Raw genomic sequence first — 17,168 nt, forward strand, 5'->3', positions numbered from 1 at the left:
GACGGCCGCCGTAGACGGCGGCGTTCGGCCTCACTCGGACTGCGGCGGCTCCGGCGGCTCGAGCCGCGAGGTCGTCGCCATCGCTTCCAAGTGCCACGACGCGTCCGGGTTACTGCCCCGCGCCGGTGGTCCCTCGGCGAACTCCGTGAAGACGAGGCGGCTCTGGTCGAGTTCGCCCCAGTCAGTGAAGCTGAAGGGATAGGCGAAGAACGTCTCATACGAGGACGAGCGGACTGTCTCGGTGATCTCGGCCGGATCCGTCGACCCCGACTCTTGGATGGCGTTCGCGATCAGCTTCACGGCGCTGTAGCCGACGCCGACGAACTGATCGGCGTATCGTTCGTGCTCTTGGTAGAACTGCTGGGCGAAGTCGAGATACGCGTCGCTCGTCGGATCGAACGGGCTCCACTCGACGATGCCGCGGAAGACGTCCTCGCCGAGAACGTCCCACCAGATGGGGGCCGGCTGCGCGACGCCGAGTGTGATCTCGGGATCGACACCGAGTTGGAACTGCCCGCTGGCGATCGGTGCCGCACCCGGCGGGTGCCCCGACGTCATCATCACGTCGGGCTCGAACTCCTGCATACGGCGGAGATACGACGTGAAATCGCTGGTCGAAACCGGCGCGACCTCTACCTGCGTTTCGACGCCGGAGAGCGGTTGGATGAACTCCTCGATGGCTTGCTGATTCGCTCGCCCCCACGCGTAATCGGCGACGATCGCCCCGATCCGCTCGTATCCTCGCTCTTGGATCAGTTCGGCGTGTGCCTGCTGGATCATATGGATCGAACCGAGGTTCATCCGGAAGGTGAAGCGGGTCCCCTCAGGGAGGAGCTCTTTGGTCCCCGGCGTGTTCACGAACTGCGGGATCTGGTTCTGCTCGGCGAGCTGTCGGAGCCGGAGCATCACGTCGCTCGACGTCATCCCCACCATTCCGACGGCTCCCTGAGACGCGAACTGCTCGAACAGATTCGCCGCCTCGCTGGGGTCACTCCCCGAGTCTCCCTCGAGGATCTCGACGGTTCGATCGAAGTCCGCGGAGTCGTTCAGTTCTTGGGCGGCGAACTGGGCTCCGGCGAGGCTGCTGCGGCCCCACGGTGCAAAGGGCCCACTCAGCCCCGCGATAGCGCCAATCGAGACGGTGTCATCGTCTCCGCCCGTCGCGCCGAGGCACCCGGAGAGAGCCAGCCCGGCCCCCACCGCACCCGCGGATCGCAGAAACCGTCGACGTGTGTTTTGATACGGCATACTCGTGTCTCTTTCGGGGCGGTCGGCGTTAATAACTGTGTCGTCGCTGTACCCGTATCGTGAGGGCCAACCGCGCGTCGGGATTTATATCGTCGGTCTCAGAAGAGTACGGTATGTATCACAGCGACACGAACGCGATACACCGGCCCTCGAAAGAGCAACTCGAGGCGATCGCCGATTCCGTTGGCCTCTCTCTGAACGAAGCGGAGCTAGCGGACTATCACGACGTGGTGAACGCGACGCTGGACGGCCTCGAACAGTTGCACGGGCTGCCGACACCGCAGTTCGGTCCCCACAAAATCGAGTACACGGACCGAGAGCCCGGGTACCGTCCGGATCCCAAGTCGAACCCGCACAACATCTGGATCACCAAGGGACGAGTCGAAGGCGCCGCCGAGGGACCGCTCGACGACAAGGAAATCGCACTGAAGGACAACGTCGCGCTAGCGGGGTACGAACTCACTGCCGGGTCCCGGGTGCTCGAGGGATTTGTCCCCCGAATCGACGCGACGGTGGTCACGCGGCTGCTCGATGCAGGTGCGACGATCACGGGGAAGCTCAACCAAGAGAGCTTCGCGTTCTCGGGGAGCGGGAGTACCAGCGACTTCGGACCGGTGACGAATCCGCGAGACGACGACCACTTGGCGGGAGGGTCTTCGAGCGGGAGCGCGGCGGCGGTCGCCGCCGGCGAGTGCGACATCGCGATCGGCGGTGACCAAGCGGGGTCGATCCGCATTCCGAGTTCGTGGTGTGGGGTCGTCGGGCTCAAACCGACGCACGGGTTGGTCCCCTACACCGGGATTCTTCCGCTGGATATGAGCCTCGATCACGCCGGACCGATCGCGACGTCTGTCGCAGACGTCGCGACGACGCTCGAAGCGATCGCCGGCGAGGACGTTTACGAAGGGCTGAAGATGGACCCGAGACAGCCCCGTGGCGTCGAGAGCGAGCCCTACGCCGATGCACTCGGAGAATCCGTCGACGGTCTCTCGGTCGGAGTCTTAGCCGAGGGGTTCGGCTGGGAGTTCTCCGACCCGGCGGTCGACGAGTGCGTCCGCGATGCGATCGACGTCCTCGCCGCAGAGGGAGCCGAGACAGAGCAAACGAGTATGGCGCTTCACAGGGCGTCGATCGCCATCTGGGAGGCGCTCGGGCTCCAAGGCGGATCGCGGATGTTCAAGGAGGCGGGGACCGGATCGAATCACAACGGGTGGCAGTGGGAGGGTCTCGTCGACGTCCTCGGGAAGGTCACCGAGGCGCGCCCCGACGATCTTCCGCCGAGCATCAAGCGAGTGCTCCTCGCAGGTGCATATCTCGACGAGGAGTACAACAACTCATACTACGCTCGCGGGCGTAACCTCGCGCTCGAATCGGAACGGCGGTTCAACAAGCTGCTGGACGAGTACGACGTGCTCGCGCTCCCGACGATGGCGTTCACCGCGTACGAGCAGCACGCGGACCAGAGCCGCGGAGAACAGCTCGCGCGGGAACCGCCGATCATCGCCAACACGTGTCTCTTCGATCTGACTGGCCACCCGGCGATCACCGTCCCCTGCGGGACCGTCGGATCGCTCCCGGTCGGCCTGATGCTCGTCGGGGCGCACTTCGACGAAGAAACGCTGATCGCCGCCGCGAACGCGTTCGAGAACGCGGTCGACTGGCAGTCGCGGTAGGCTCTCGCGAGGGCTGACCGTCGCGAGACGTTCAAACGCGGGAAACGCTACGAACCGCCCGCGGAGTGCACGCCGGACCACACAGTTCCGTCGCCGACACCCGTAACGTTTTGTCGAATGGCGAGCGAAGGCATCCTCGAATGGAGTTCGAGGCCATCCCGGGGGTCGGCGAGAAGACGGCGGCGGCGCTGTCGGAACTCGACGACGCCGAACGGGCGCTCAGAGAGGGCGACGTCGCCACGCTGGCTCGCGCGCCCGGGATCTCCGAGGGGCGGGCGGCGGCCGTCGCCCGCGGGGCGATCCGCCGCCGGCACGGCGACGGCGGCGACTTCCTCGCGACCGACCGAGCCCGGGAGATGTACGAATCGGTGCTCGGCCTGCTGCGGGCGCGGACCGTCACCGACTACGCCGCAAAGCGCGTCGCCACCTTCTACCCCACGCGGTCGGCCTCGCGGATCGAGGAGGTCCGCACCTTCGTCGAGCGGGCGACCGATCGCGATCCCGACCCCGCGGTGCTCGAGGCCCTCTCCGGCGTCGAACCGCTCGCGCCGGCGCCGACGCGCCGGGTCCGCGACCGCTGTCTCGCCACCGTCGACGCCGAGCGCTACGCCGAGGCCGAGGCGGCGTTCCCGGAGCTCTCCGTCGAGGTCGTCGACGACGCCCGCGGGCTCGCAGAGCTCGCGCGCTCCTACGCGACGGTCGTCGCGCTCGACGAGCGGTTCGCCGGCGTCGACGTCGAGGGCGACGTGCGCGTGCGGCCCGACGCCCTCGAACGCCCGGACGAGATCGTTCCCGAGCGTGTGCTCGCCTTCTTCGCGGAGAACCGCGGGCGGATCCTCGCCGCCGCGGCCGTCCACGACGCGGCGGGACTGGACCCGCCCTGCGACCTCGACGAGCTCCGGGACGCCCTCGACAGGCTGGACGACGACGGCACGGTCGTCGGCGACGCGGAGTTAGATCGGCTCGTCAACGCCGTCGACGACCTCGACGCGACGGTCGCGACCGCCGAGTCCGTCGCCAACGACCGCCTGCGCGAGGCGATCCGCGAGCGCGACGTGACCATCGAGGGCACGGACTTCCTCTCGCTGGTCGAGCAGGGCGCGCGCGTCGACTCGCTGCTCGACCGGGAACTCGACGACGAGTACGACGCCGCCGTTGCGACCGCGCGCGAGCACCTCGTCGACGCCCTCGACCTCCGGCCCGAGGAGGTCGACTTCGCCGAGCGGGCGTTCCCCGACGATCCCTCGTTCCCGGTCGAGCACGGGGAGTCGGTCGTCTCCCGGCTCCGGACGGAGCTCAAGGCCGGCAGAGACCGACGCGCGGCCCGCCTGAAACGCGAACTCGCCGCGGACCTCTCGGCGCTGCGGGAGCCGGTCGAGTCGCTCCTCGGCGACGCGCTCGAACTCGACGTCGAACTCGCCGTCTCGCGGTTCACCGACGACTTCGACTGCACGCTCCCGGAGTTCGTCGGCGGGGAATCCGGGGGGAATCGGGGATTCGAGATCGAGGGCGGGCGCTCGCCGCTGCTCGACGTCGACTTCGGAGACGTCGATTCGGTCGACTACCGGGTGTCGGGCGCGACGCTGCTGTCGGGGGTCAACTCGGGCGGGAAGACCTCGACGCTGGATCTGGTCGCGCTCGTGGTCGTGCTCGCGCAGATGGGCCTGCCCGTCCCGGCCGAGCGCGTCGAACTCGAACGATTCTCGGAGCTTCACTACTACGCGAAGACGCAGGGGACGCTCGACGCCGGCGCCTTCGAGAGCACGCTTCGGGACTTCCGTGCACTCGCCGACGGCGAGGCGAACCGGCTCGTCCTCGTCGACGAACTGGAGAGCATCACCGAACCCGGCGCGTCGGCGAAGATCGTTGCCGGGATCTTGGAGGCGCTCGACGAGCAGGCCGCGACGGCCGTCTTCGTCTCTCACTTGGCCGACGAGATCCGCGAGGCCGCGGACTTCGACGTCGCCGTCGACGGCATCCAAGCGCTCGGACTGGAAGACGGCGAACTCGTGGTGAACCGCTCGCCGGTGAAAGACCACCTCGCGCGCTCGACGCCCGAGCTGATCGTCGAGAAGCTCGCCGACGGGGACGACTCGGGGTTCTACGACCGGCTGTTGGAGAAGTTCTGACCGCTCGCTCTCGACCGGCACGCGCGGCGGGCCGTCGGAACGGTCGGGTCGCGAACAGGTCGGGTCGCGACGACCCCCATCCGTGCGACCGGGAGAGGCCCCGCGTGGCAGACCACCTCGTGGATTTTTTGCGCTGGGCTATGAGCGCCCAGTATGGTTCCCGACGATCCGCCTCGCGCCTCCGCGAGAGTCGACGCAGACGACCCGCCCGGGGACGTCGGCGACGCGACGTACGACCTGATTTACCGAGCGACTCGCGAGGCGATCTGGGACGTCCTCGGCACGGCCACGCTGATCCTCTTTTATCTCGCACTGACGGCGATCTGCCTCTCGGTCGCGGTCGGCGGGATCGGGCCGTTCCTCCGCGGGTCGGCCTCTTACGTCGCGCTGGCGGTCGGCCTCATCGCGCTCGTGGCCGGCGTCTTCGCCCTCTTCCGCGTCTATCGGCTCGTCACGGAGTGACCGCTGCGGCCCACACCGAGGCGGTGGGTGCCCGGATCTGGGGAACGGTTAAGTAGACTCCTCGTCGTGATTGAACCGATGAGGGACGACCCCGACGAGGGGATGCTGTCGTGGGACGAGACCGTCTTCCGCGACGAACGCGTCTTCGAGATCGACTACGTCCCCGAGACGTTCGAACACCGCGAGAGCCAACTGGAGAGCCTGAAGTACGCGCTCCGGCCGGCCGTCCGCGGATCGCGTCCGCTCAACACGCTGATCCGCGGGCCGCCGGGCACCGGGAAGACGACCGCGGTGCAGAAGCTCTTCAGCGAACTCGGCGCACAGAGCGGCGTGCAGACCGTCCGCGTCAACTGCCAGGTCGACTCGACGCGCTACGCCGTCTTCTCGCGCGTCTTCGAGCACCTCTTCGAGTACGAGCCCCCCTCCTCAGGCATCTCCTTCAAGAAGCTGTTCGGGCAGATCACCGACCGGCTGTCCGAAGACGACGAGGTGCTCACGGTCGCGCTCGACGACGTGAACTACCTCTTCTATGAGAACGAGGCCTCGGACACGCTCTATTCGCTCCTCCGGGCGCACGAGGCGCACGCGGGCGCGCGCATCGGTGTCGTCGTCATCTCCTCGGACCTCGCCCTCGACGTGATAGACGAACTCGACGGGCGGGTCCAGAGCGTCTTCCGGCCCGAGGAGGTGTACTTCCCGGTCTACGACGTCGACGAGATCGTCGATATCCTGCGCGAGCGCGTCCGCCGGGGCTTTCACGAGGGCGTCGTCGGCGCCCCGGAGCTCGACCGCGTGGCGGAGCTCACCGCCGAGAGCGGCGACCTGCGCGTGGGGATCGACCTGCTCCGCCGCGCCGGCCTCCACGCGGAGATGCGCGCGAGCCGAACCGTCTCCGTCGAGGACGTCGAGGCCGCCTACGAGAAGTCGAAGTACGTCCACCTCTCGCGGAGCCTCCGCGGGCTCTCCGATCGGGAGCGCGAGCTCGTCCGCGTCGTCGCCGAGCACGACGGCGAGCAGGCCGGCGCGGTGTACGAGTCGTTCCGCGAGGAGACCGGTCTCGGGTACACGCGGTACTCCGAGATCGTCAACAAGCTCGACCAGCTCGGCCTCGTGGACGCCGACTACGCCGACATCGAGGGTCGCGGTCGGTCGCGGTCGCTCTCGCTCGCGTACGACGCCGAGGCCGTGCTGGATCGACTGTAACTGCCGGCCGCGACCCCGGTCGAGAGCGGAAGCTTTGTGCCGCGCGTCGTCGAGACAACGCGTATGAAGACGACCGGCGGCACCGACGACCAGAAGCGACGCGCTGGCGAGCGCGCCGCCGAACTCGTCGAAGACGGCGACGTCGTCGGGCTCGGGACCGGCAGCACCGCCGCCTACGCGATCCGCGCGATCGGGCGCCGGGTCGCCGACGGTCTCGACGTCCGCGGCGTGCCGACGTCGTTCGATTCGCGGGCGCTCGCTCGCGAGTCCGGGATCCCGCTCCGGTCGCTCGAGGAGACCGGGGAGATCGACCTCGCCATCGACGGCGCAGACCAGATCGACACGGCGCTCCACGCGATCAAAGGCGGGGGTGCGGCCCACGCGCGCGAAAAGATCGTCGACGCCGCCGCCGACCGGTTCGTCGTCGTGGCCGATCCCTCGAAGGCCGTCGAGACGCTCGACCGGGCCGTCCCCGTGGAGGTGCTTCCGGACGCGCACACGGCCGTCGAGCGGGACGTCGCGGCGCTGGGAGGCGAGCCCGCGCTCCGCCGGGCCGAGCGCAAGGACGGGCCGGTCGTCACCGACAACGGGAACCTCGTGCTCGACTGCGAGTTCGGCCCGATCGACGACCCGAACGCGCTGGCAGCGGCGCTCTCCGGCGTCCCCGGCGTCGTCGAACACGGACTGTTCGTCGACCTCGTCGACGCCGCCTACGTGGGGACCGACGACGGCGTCGACGTCCGGCGGCGCGACCGATAATGATTACGCTCACTTTTCACCGGTGAGCGCCACCCCCGCTGGCGGCGCTCACCGGTAAGAGACGAGAGTGATCATTATGACGGGCACCCGCCGGCGAGCGCTCGGGCTACGCGTCGTTGCTATCGCAAAAAATCTGCGTCGGGTCTACCGGCCTACAGGTCGCGGGGCTGCACCGTCTTTCGGTCGTTCTGTTCGGCGCGACGGGCAGCGTCTTCGAGCAGCTCGTTCACTTCGCCATCGAGCGCGTCGTAGAAGTCGGAGGCAACGTTTTTGTCCTGGAGCGCTTCCTTGACTGCTGCTTTGACAATAAGGTCTGCCATACACGTCTCCCTATATCGGCCCTATATAAAAAGATTTTCCAAAATGCCGTCGTCTCCGTCCGTGCGTGTCGTCTACAGCGTTTCCTATGAGAATGATTTATATGCTCTGAATTCGCATTTCCCCAGTCCGTCGAATTATGGGAATCGCTCGCCCTCGCCGCGGGTTCTCGTCGAGGCTTTCCGGCGCGCGCGTCGTGAAACGACAAGTACGTGGCGCTCGTCTGTCGAGAGAACGCTATGCGCGAAGTGCTCGAAGCCGTCGCAGCGGGCGAACTCTCGCCGGCGGACGCGGAGGCGCGGCTCGCCGGCTACGTGACCACCGGTGCGGGCCGGTTCGACGCCGCCCGGGAACGGCGCCGAGGCGTCCCCGAAGGGATCCTCGCCGCGGACAAAACCCCCGACGAGGTGGCCGATCTGACGACGGCCGCACTCCGTGCAACCGGGCGGGCCCTGCTCACGCGCGTCTCCGGGGCGGACGTCGACGCTGTCTCCGAGGCCGTCGGCTCCCTCGACGCCGCGGTCGAACTGTCTCACGACGAGCGCGCGCGGACGCTCCTCGCGCGGACGGCCGAGTACGAGCCGCCGTCACTCGACGCGACGGTCGCGATCGTCACGGGCGGGACGGCGGACGCGGCGGTCGCCGGCGAGGCCGCGGCGGTCCTCGGCGCGATGGGCGCGGCCGTCGAGCGGATCGAAGACGTCGGCGTCGCCCACCTCGGCCGCGTGCTCGACCACCTCGAAACGCTCCGCGCGGCCGACGTCCTCGTCGTCGCGGCCGGCCGGGAGGGCGCGCTGCCGACCGTCGTGGCCGGGCTGGTCGACACGCCGGTCATCGGCGTCCCCGTCTCGACGGGCTACGGCCACGGCGGCGACGGCGAGGCGGCACTCGCGGGGATGCTCCAGTCCTGTACGGTCCTCTCGGTCGTCAACACCGACGCGGGCTTCGTGGCCGGCGCGCAGGCCGGGCTCGTCGCCCGCGCCGTCAGCGACGCGCGCGGCGGGGAGTGACCGCGAAGAGAGGCATCCGGTCGGACTCACGGTGAGCGCGCCGCCGGCCCGTCCGCGCCGAACCGGAAGGGCTACCTGTCTCACCGCGTACCTTCACGGCGATGAGTGAGGCCCCCGCCATCCTGTTGACCAACGACGACGGTATCGACGCGCCGGGCATCGCCGGACTCCGCACCGAACTCACCGCGCTCGGCGACGTCACCGTGGTCGCCCCGGTCGAAAACCAAAGCGGCGTGGGGAGGACTCGGAACCACACGACGGTCGTTCGCGATCACCCGTGGGGCTACTCCCTCGCCGGAACGCCCGCGGACTGCGTCGCCTACGGTCTCCGGGGGCTGGACACCGACTTCGACATCGTCGTCTCCGGCGTCAACAACGGCCCGAACGCCGGGAACTACGTCGTCGGGCGCTCCGGGACCGTCGGCGCGGGCATCGAGGCGGCGTTCCTCGGGACGCCCGCGCTCGCCGTCTCGGCGTACCACTCGACGGACTTCTTCCTCGCGCCGCCGGAGGAGTACGACTTCGAGCGCCCCGCGCGGATCGCCCGACGGCTCGTCGAGCGCGGGCTCGAGGCCGGCATCTACGAGGACGTCGACCTGCTCAACGTCAATGCGCCGGTGGACTCGCCGTCCCCGCCGGTGATGCTCACCGAGCCCTATCACGACTACGAACAGGACGTCGTGCCCGCCGACCCCGATGCGCTCGACGGCGAGTTCGGCTCCGACGGCGGCGAGCTGGCCGACGGCGAGCGGGTCGTGCACCTCCACGACCGGACGTGGCCCGGCGTGGTCGGCTGGGAGAACCCGTTCCCGGCGACCGACGAACACCGCGATCGCTACCCCGTCGGGACGGACCGGCGCGCGATGGTCGACGCCGCGGTCAGCGTGTCGCCGCTGTCCGTGGACCACGTCTCGCCCGACAGCGCCGCGCTGGCGGAGGTCGTCGAGACGATCACCGTCGAGTGAACGGGGGCCAGACGATGGCCGACGCCGACCACTACGTCTACGTCGTCGAGTGCGCCGACGGGTCGCTGTACACCGGCTACACGACCGACGTCGAGCGCCGCGTCGCCGAACACGACGCCGGCGACGGCGCGAAGTACACCCGCGGACGGACGCCGGTCGAACTCGTCCACACCGAGGCGTTCGACTCGAAGTCGGCGGCGATGTCGCGCGAGCACGAGATCAAACAGCTCTCGCGCGCGGAGAAAGTGCGACTCGTCGGGCTCGGTGGCGTCCGCGACTGACTGCGCGGCCGATCGCGCGCCGCCGGGCCCGTTCACGCCTCCGGGTGCAACCGCCGCGCCTCGTCGACGACGGCCCCAGCCAGCCCCCCGAGTCGTCGCCGGATGTCCGCGTCCGTGAGCGTCTCGCCGTCGAACGCGTCCGACGCGCCGCGGATCCCGACCTGTTCGGGCACCGTGTGACCGTGGACGCCCCGGACCGTGCTCCGCAGATGCTCAAGCGCGGGGCCGTAGGACCCGCCGCCGGCGGTCGCGACGAGGCCGACGGCCGTGTTCCGGTACTCGTCCTTCGAGCAGTAGTCGTGGAAGTTTCGGAACGTCGAGGAGTACGAGCCGTGATAGACGGGCGAGCCGATCACCACCGCCTCTGCGTCGCGGACGGTTCCCAGCAGTCGCTCGGAGTCGCCCTGCTCGTCGATGTCCGGGTGATACAGCGGGAGGTCGACCGCGCCGAGGTCGATGCACTCGGTCTCGGCGCCCAGTTCGCGCGCGGCGTCGAGGACCGCGTCGAGCGAGCGTCTGGTGGTGCTGCGTCCGCGTCGACTGCCGGAGACGGCGACGACTGTGATCATTACACGCTCTCGGACGGGGACGGCGAAAAGGACAGCGGCAGCGCGCGGCGTCGCGGATCCGGAACGACGCCCCGAGGCGGCGCCGCGTCGCCGCACCTTTTTGTTCGACGGCGGGGACCCTCACGTATGGACGCGATTTCATTCGGGACGGACGGGTGGCGCGCGACGCTCGATACGTTCACCGACGCGCGCGTGCGGGTCGTCGGGCAGGCGGTCGCCGACTACCTCGCCGACGAGGGGTACGACGACCCCGTCTTCGTCGGCTACGACGCGCGGGAGACCTCGGCTGGGTTCGCCGACTCGCTGGCCGCGGTCCTCGCCGGAAACGGCTTCGACGTCCTCCTCCCGGAGCGCGACTGCCCGACGCCGCTCGTCGCGTACGCCGTCGTCGAGCGCGGGCTCTCCGGGGCGCTGATGGTGACGGCCTCGCACAACCCCCCGGAGTACAACGGCGTGAAGTTCATCCCCTCGGACGGCGCGCCGGCGCTCCCGGAAGTGATGGACGCGGTCGGCTCCCGGCTCCGCGAGCCCGACCTCCTGCCCGAGGCCGAGCGCGGGACGGTCGAGACCGTCGACGTCGTGACGCCGCACAGAGCGCGCGCACGGGAGCTGATCGACGCGGACCTCTCGGGGCTCACGGTCGTTCACGACGCGATGCACGGCTCGGGCCGGGGCGTCACCGACGGACTGCTCCGCGCGGCGGGCGCGGAGGTCGTGAGCGTCCGCGACGAGCGCGACCCGACGTTCGGCGGGACCCCGCCGGAGCCCAGCGCCGAGAACCTCGAACCGCTCGTCGAGGCCGTCGCCGAGCACGACGCGGACCTCGGCGTGGCGAACGACGGCGACGCCGACCGCGTCGCGTTCGTGACGCCCGCCCGCGGGCACCTCGACGAGAACCTCTTTTTCGCGGCCGCCTACGACTACCTCCTCGAATCCGATTCCGGCCCGGCGATCCGGACGGTCTCGACGACGTTCCTGATCGACCGCATCGCCGAGGCCCACGGTCAGGAGGTGTTCGAGACCCCCGTCGGGTTCAAGTGGATCGCTCGGGGGATGGCCGAGCACGACGCCCTCATCGGCGGCGAGGAGTCCGGCGGCTTCTCGATCCGCGGGCACGTGCGCGAGAAGGACGGCGTGCTGATGGGGCTGCTCGGCGCCGCCGCCGCGGCCGCCGAGCCGATGGACGAGCGCGTCGACCGCCTGCGTTCCACCTACGGCGACATCGTCGCCGGCAAGATCAGTCTCGACTGCCCCGACGCCGAGAAGGCGCGCGTCATCGACGACCTCGACGGCGCGCTGCCCGCACAGGTCGCCGATCGCGACATCGCGGAGGTGGTGACGCTCGACGGCTTCAAGCTCCTCCTCGACGACGGCTCGTGGCTCCTCGTTCGGCCGTCGGGGACGGAGCCGAAGATGCGCGTCTACGCCGAGGCCGAGAGTCGAGAGCGGGTCGACGCGTTGCTGGCGGCCGGGCGGGAACTGGTCGAACCGCTCATCTGAGGACGCCGTAGAGCCGCGTGTCGTCACCGGTCTCAGCCGCGGAGGCGCGCGCGTCACCGTCGTCGGAGGGCCGAATCTCGAACCCCAGCGACTCGTAGAACGGCCGGACCTGCTCGCGGAACCGCGCGAGGACCGGCCCCGCAGAGCGCGCCGCCGCGGCGTCGACGAGCGCCGTCCCGATTCCCCGCCCCCGCCGCGAGCGGTGAACCGCGATCTGTTCGATCACGGTCGCCCCGGACCGGCGTCCATCGGCGCCGACCTCGTCGAACACGCAGACGCCGACGACGCGGTCGCTTGGGGATAATCCCGGTGGATCGGACCCCGTCGGGTCGGCGCCGTGCCGCTCGGTGACTGCGACGAGCGTGGATCCCGCCTCGACGCGGCGTCGCACCCGCTCACGGTCGAATTCGAGCATCGCAGCGTCGAGCAACCCGACGGCGTCGTCGGCATCGGACGGCCTCGACTCGCGGACGGCCTGCGTCACGTCCGAGAGATCGTCCCGTCGGGGTAAGAGGGCGGCGCTTCGCGAGCCTCGCGCGGCGGAGCAGGTCGCCGCGGGTCGTTGTAGGTCGCCGCGGGCCGCCCGCCACCCCCGGATTCGGTACTCTCAGATGCCTTGGACAGTCTCGATGGCGCCGACGGACTCGAGGGTCATCCACAGGAGGAAGACCGCGTACAGCCCCAAGAACACGTAGGCCTCGCGGTCGGTCAGTTCGAGGCCGGTGCGGGTGAAGACGATGAATACGAGCGTCGCGAACGCGAGAAAGCCCATCGTCGGAATCGCCGCGAGGAAGTTGATGGTCGCCGACCCCGCGAGGATGACGCCGACCGGGATCGCGACCAGGAGGTTGAACGTGTTGCTCCCGAGGACGTTCGTGAGGCTCGTCACGCTGTCGTCGTTCTTGGCGGCGCGGACGCTGACGAACGCGTCGGGGAGGCTCGTCGCGGCCGCGATGACGGTCAGCCCCCACAGGAAACTCGGCGTCCCGAAGATCTCCCCGAGCGAGAGCGCCGCTCGGACGATCCCTTCGACGCCGACGGCGATTACGACGAGCGCCACCGCCAGCGTCACCCACTCCCGTCGCGAGTCGACGTCGAGCGAGCGGCCGCCCGGGTGGTCGCTGGCGTCCTGCTGGTGGAGGAAGATGTAAATCCCGTACGTGGCGAGCGGGAGGATCGTCAGCGTCGGAGTCAGGATGGCGGCGCTGTTCGTCCCGCCCGGGACGTAGGTCGCGCCGAGCGCGAACACGATGAACAGCACGAGGACGCTGATGATGTAGAACTGCCCGTCCTTGAGGACGAGCGAGCGGGTCGCCTCCAGTTCCTCGCTGGACAGCGCCGACACCGCGGGGATGACGAGGAGATTGAAGATGGCGCTCCCGACGATGGCCCCGACGCCCAGCGAGAACTCGCCGTGAACCACCGTACTGATGACGATGGAACTGATCTCCGGGAAACTCGACCCGACGGCCACGACGACGGCGCCGTGGATGGCGACCGGTAGGCCGTAGTACCTGCTGAGGTGCCTCGCGGCGCGCTCGAAGTGCTCGCTCCCCTTCCAGATGACGAGCGTCCCGACGATCACGAGAACGAGGGAGGCGGCCAGTCCCGGCATTGGTCGCGTGGTAGTCCGCCCGACGTGAAAGGCGTGCCCCTCGCGTCGGCGCAGTGCGAACCGAGGCCTCGCGTACCCTACGCCCCCCCGCCCTTGATCAGCCGCAGAACTCGAATCTGCGAGGCCTCGATCGACTGGTCCTCCGGGACCGGGCGGCCGTCGACGATGACGGACACCTCGTGGGGCGAGTAGCCGACGGCGCGGACGACGTCCGCGTACGTCTCGTCGTCGCCCACCTCGACGTCCTCTTCTCCCTCGCCGACGACCTCGACGCTCACGCGCATACCCGTCGTTCGCGCGGCGGCGGTTTGCCGGTTTCGCTCGGCGGTCGCGGGTCGCAGCCCGGGGTCACTCGGGGCGCTCGATCCCGAGGACAACGCGGGTGGTTTATGAGCCACGGGGTCCCTCTCACGGGTATGAGCGAGGGCGAGGCGTCCGCGGACGTCCCGGCGGGGCGCGAGATCTGGATCGAGAAGTACCGACCCGAGACGTTCGACGACATCTACGGGCAGGAGGAGATCGTCGGTCGGCTGCGCTCCTACGTCGAGCGCGGCGACCTACCGCACCTGCTCTTCGCGGGGCCGGCAGGCGTGGGAAAGTGTGTGACTGGTGAAACACCAGTTCTCACGAATAACGGGATCGAACGGATCGATTCGGTTGTTGGTGATGTGGAGGGCTTCGGAGAGCCTGAGTCCGACTTACACATTCTCTCCATCACCGACGCGAACGAATTCGAGTACGTCAAACCGTCTCACGTCTTTGGGAAGCAAGCAGCAGAACTCCGCCGCATCGAGACACGAGACGGGAACACGTTGGAAGTTACTCCCGAGCACAAACTTCTCGTGCTTACCGAGGATGGCCTCACATGGAAAGAGGCGAGCGATGTTATCGACGGCGATCGGATCGCACGACCTCGTCAGATTCCAACGTGCTCCTATCAGGTAGAGACTGTTAGCGAATTAAACTGGCTTACGAGCGTTGACGACGAACGAATTCAGGTCCGGATCACCACCGAGTTCGCCGCCGAATTCGGCTTCTCAGACACCACGATCTCCCCCACGGAGCTCCGCTCGTTGGAGCTCGGAACCGATGCGCTCGAATCCGGCGTTCGATCGATCCAGTACGTCAATGCGAGTGGAAACCGCTCACGTCCGATTACGCCTCCGTGGCGGTTGACTCCGGAACTGGCTCGATTCGTCGGTCTCGCAGTCGCGGAAGCTCGGATCGATGGCGGTCGAATTAAATTCTACAATACCGACGAAGACCTCTGTGACGCGTTCGAGAAGACGGTACAATCCGTATTCGGTCTCGAACCCGAGCGAGGCACCCAGAAGGGTGTCCCGTACGTCGTCGTTCGATCGAAGACGCTTACGCACTTTCTCAGTGCCTCTTTCGACGTTTTCGCGAGTGCGAGTGACGGGTCTGGGATCGGATCGACGCTCGTGGTTGCCGACGATGAGAGTCGCGCAGCGTTCGTCCGAGCGATGTTCGACGGCGAAGCGTACGTCTCCGATCACGGCATTATCGAACTGACACAGAAGAACGGCGATCACATTACGCTGCTCTCGTATCTCCTTTCCACGTTCGGAATCCCGAGTCGTCGGGGAACTGTGACGAAATCCGCCACGAACGGTACCGGTATCGAACGCGAATATCACGAGTTGAAGATCTCGGGATCCCCGGCGATTCGACGGTTCGCCGGCGTAATCGGGTTTAGTATAGACCGGAAACAGCGGATAATCAAAAAACATGCCGACAAGAAATCGAACCCCAATCACGATACGATACCTCGACAGCGTGCCGCTCGACAACTGTGCGAAACGTTGAACCTCCCGGTTCAATCACTCATCTCGGATACGCGAAATCCGGATAATCCGGGACGAAGCGCCCATCAGGCCGAACTCACGGAGATCGTCGAAGCAGCGGCACAGCGTATCGAGTCCGCACAGGAGGCCCTCGTTCGAGTCGAACAGCTCTCAGCCGAACTGGACCTCGCCACTGGAACCCCGGCCAAGTGGATGAATGTGCGACGCGCGTTGGAGCCCATCGAAACCCGGCGTGAACTCTCCGCCTCGACCGGTGTTCGAAGCGATCGATTACTTGAATATGCGGACGGTCGGCGGACGCCGTACGCGTCACGAGTAACCGATCTCATCCCCGTACTCGATGGGACTGACGGGAAGTCGGCTGCGGCAAACGAACGCGAGAGCCTAGACCTCGAACGGCTCCAGCGGGAACTGTCCGCGTGTATCGACAGTCTCGACGTATCCTACGAACGCGTCGCCGAGAACACCGATATTCGTGGTGTCGATGTGAACGAACTCCTCACGAGAGACGACCACGCGCTTGGCTCGCTCGTCAGATTCGAGACGGTCGCGGAGAGAGTTCAGACGTTAGCCACCGAAATGCTCTCTCTCGACGTGATCGAACGTATTGATTCACTCTCCCGCGTTGTGGATTCGGATCTCTACTACGACGAAGTGATCGGGACCGAAACGGTTCAGGAATCGCGTCGCGTCTATGACCTCACCGTACCGTCATCTCGGAACTATGTCGCGGGGTCGGTCCCCACCGTGATGCACAACACCACCGCGGCCACCACCATCGCCCGCGAGGTCTACGGCGACGACTGGCGGAACAACTTCCTCGAACTGAACGCCTCCGACGAGCGCGGTATCGACGTCGTCAGGGATCGGATCAAGAACTTCGCGCGCTCGTCGTTCGGCGGCTACGACCACCGGATCATCTTCCTCGACGAGGCCGACAGCCTCACCGACGACGCCCAGTCGGCGCTGCGCCGGACGATGGAGCAGTTCTCCGACAACACCCGATTCATCCTCTCGTGTAACTACTCCTCGAAGATCATCGACCCGATCCAGTCGCGCTGCGCCGTCTTCCGCTTCTCGCCGCTGTCGGACGACGCGATCCGAAGCCAAGTCGTCGACATCGCCGAGGCGGAGGGGATCGAGGTCACCGAGGACGGCCTCGACGCGCTCGTGTACGCCGCCGGTGGCGACATGCGCCGCGCGATCAACTCCCTGCAGGCGGCGGCGACGACCGGCGACGTCGTCGACGAGGAAACGGTCTATCTGATCACCTCCACCGCCCGCCCCGAGGAGATCGAGGAGATGGTGCGGGCGGCGATCGACGGCGACTTCGCGTCGGCGCGGTCCCGGCTCGAAACGCTGCTCGTCGACACCGGGATGGCGGGCGGCGACATCATCGACCAGCTGCACCGCTCGGCGTGGGACTTCGATCTCGACGAGCGGACGACGATCCGGCTGATGGAGCGGATCGGCGAGGCCGACTACCGCATCACGGCGGGGGCGAACGAGCGGGTCCAACTCGAGGCGCTGCTGGCGTCGCTGGCGGCCGAAGAGTAGCGGAAACAGACGGTAGCGCGGATCCTGCACCCGGAACTGTTTTACCCGGCCGT

16 protein-coding genes are annotated in these 17,168 nt (G+C 67.9%); 10 read left to right on the forward strand and 6 right to left on the reverse strand.

The features are described 5' to 3' along the window. Window positions 1–30: 30 nt before the first annotated feature. Window positions 31–1,248: an ABC transporter substrate-binding protein gene (locus ACT3HL_RS10905; protein WP_445086862.1), complete on the reverse strand. Its 1,218-nt coding sequence runs from the start codon at window positions 1,246–1,248 to the stop codon at window positions 31–33. 113 nt (window positions 1,249–1,361) lie between these two features. Here ACT3HL_RS10905 and ACT3HL_RS10910 point away from each other — a divergent pair, with 113 nt between their 5' ends. The 5 genes from ACT3HL_RS10910 (at window position 1,362) to rpiA (ending at window position 7,474) form a co-directional block, all read left to right on the forward strand. Next, complete coding sequence (locus tag ACT3HL_RS10910) at window positions 1,362–2,921, forward strand: amidase (protein ID WP_445086863.1); 1,560 nt, start codon at window positions 1,362–1,364, stop codon at window positions 2,919–2,921. A gap of 140 nt (window positions 2,922–3,061) precedes the next feature. Beyond that, window positions 3,062–5,050 carry a MutS-related protein gene (locus tag ACT3HL_RS10915; RefSeq protein ID WP_445086864.1) on the forward strand — a complete coding sequence of 663 codons (1,989 nt, stop codon included), beginning with the start codon at window positions 3,062–3,064 and terminating at the stop codon, window positions 5,048–5,050. A gap of 153 nt (window positions 5,051–5,203) precedes the next feature. After that, complete coding sequence (locus ACT3HL_RS10920) at window positions 5,204–5,512, forward strand: hypothetical protein (RefSeq protein ID WP_445086865.1); 309 nt, start codon at window positions 5,204–5,206, stop codon at window positions 5,510–5,512. 78 nt (window positions 5,513–5,590) lie between these two features. Then, window positions 5,591–6,715: an ORC1-type DNA replication protein gene (locus tag ACT3HL_RS10925; protein WP_445086866.1), complete on the forward strand. Its 1,125-nt coding sequence runs from the start codon at window positions 5,591–5,593 to the stop codon at window positions 6,713–6,715. A gap of 63 nt (window positions 6,716–6,778) precedes the next feature. Then, the gene (rpiA, locus tag ACT3HL_RS10930; protein WP_445086867.1) at window positions 6,779–7,474 is read left to right on the forward strand and encodes a ribose-5-phosphate isomerase RpiA; all 696 of its coding nucleotides are present in this window, start codon (window positions 6,779–6,781) and stop codon (window positions 7,472–7,474) included. Window positions 7,475–7,626: 152 nt separating this feature from the next. Here the strand turns inward: rpiA and ACT3HL_RS10935 are convergent, their stop codons facing one another. Further along, the gene (locus ACT3HL_RS10935; protein ID WP_445086868.1) at window positions 7,627–7,794 is read right to left on the reverse strand and encodes a DUF1931 domain-containing protein; all 168 of its coding nucleotides are present in this window, start codon (window positions 7,792–7,794) and stop codon (window positions 7,627–7,629) included. Window positions 7,795–8,031: 237 nt separating this feature from the next. On the opposite strand from ACT3HL_RS10935, the gene larB reads away from it, so the two are divergent. From larB to ACT3HL_RS10950, 3 genes are all read left to right on the forward strand, one after another. Then, the gene (gene larB / locus ACT3HL_RS10940; protein WP_445086869.1) at window positions 8,032–8,802 is read left to right on the forward strand and encodes a nickel pincer cofactor biosynthesis protein LarB; all 771 of its coding nucleotides are present in this window, start codon (window positions 8,032–8,034) and stop codon (window positions 8,800–8,802) included. Window positions 8,803–8,903: 101 nt separating this feature from the next. Then, window positions 8,904–9,767 (forward strand): 5'/3'-nucleotidase SurE, encoded by an 864-nt coding sequence (surE, locus tag ACT3HL_RS10945; RefSeq protein ID WP_445086870.1) that lies wholly within the window; start codon window positions 8,904–8,906, stop codon window positions 9,765–9,767. A gap of 14 nt (window positions 9,768–9,781) precedes the next feature. Continuing rightward, window positions 9,782–10,048 (forward strand): GIY-YIG nuclease family protein, encoded by a 267-nt coding sequence (locus ACT3HL_RS10950; RefSeq protein ID WP_445086871.1) that lies wholly within the window; start codon window positions 9,782–9,784, stop codon window positions 10,046–10,048. A gap of 32 nt (window positions 10,049–10,080) precedes the next feature. Here ACT3HL_RS10950 and ACT3HL_RS10955 read toward each other — a convergent pair whose 3' ends face one another. Next, on the reverse strand, window positions 10,081–10,617 hold the full coding sequence (locus tag ACT3HL_RS10955; RefSeq protein ID WP_445086872.1) for an NAD(P)H-dependent oxidoreductase: 537 nt from the start codon (window positions 10,615–10,617) through the stop codon (window positions 10,081–10,083). Between the two features lie 126 nt (window positions 10,618–10,743). Here ACT3HL_RS10955 and ACT3HL_RS10960 point away from each other — a divergent pair, with 126 nt between their 5' ends. Then, on the forward strand, window positions 10,744–12,117 hold the full coding sequence (locus ACT3HL_RS10960) for a phosphoglucomutase/phosphomannomutase family protein (RefSeq protein WP_445086873.1): 1,374 nt from the start codon (window positions 10,744–10,746) through the stop codon (window positions 12,115–12,117). Here ACT3HL_RS10960 and ACT3HL_RS10965 read toward each other — a convergent pair. The 3 genes from ACT3HL_RS10965 to samp2 all read right to left on the reverse strand — a co-directional run bounded on the left by ACT3HL_RS10965 (window position 12,110) and on the right by samp2 (window position 14,016). Next, on the reverse strand, window positions 12,110–12,601 hold the full coding sequence (locus ACT3HL_RS10965; protein ID WP_445086874.1) for a GNAT family N-acetyltransferase: 492 nt from the start codon (window positions 12,599–12,601) through the stop codon (window positions 12,110–12,112). The genes ACT3HL_RS10960 and ACT3HL_RS10965 overlap by 8 nt on opposite strands. Before the next feature lie 123 nt (window positions 12,602–12,724). Beyond that, window positions 12,725–13,732 (reverse strand): sodium:calcium antiporter, encoded by a 1,008-nt coding sequence (locus ACT3HL_RS10970; protein WP_445086875.1) that lies wholly within the window; start codon window positions 13,730–13,732, stop codon window positions 12,725–12,727. Between the two features lie 77 nt (window positions 13,733–13,809). Continuing rightward, window positions 13,810–14,016 carry a ubiquitin-like small modifier protein SAMP2 gene (samp2, locus tag ACT3HL_RS10975; protein ID WP_445086876.1) on the reverse strand — a complete coding sequence of 69 codons (207 nt, stop codon included), beginning with the start codon at window positions 14,014–14,016 and terminating at the stop codon, window positions 13,810–13,812. A 132-nt stretch (window positions 14,017–14,148) separates the two neighbouring features. On the opposite strand from samp2, the gene ACT3HL_RS10980 reads away from it, so the two are divergent. Next, window positions 14,149–17,115: a replication factor C small subunit gene (locus ACT3HL_RS10980; protein ID WP_445086877.1), complete on the forward strand. Its 2,967-nt coding sequence runs from the start codon at window positions 14,149–14,151 to the stop codon at window positions 17,113–17,115. Window positions 17,116–17,168: the final 53 nt, after the last annotated feature.

The sequence above is a fragment of the Halobellus sp. GM3 genome, from assembly GCF_052545375.1.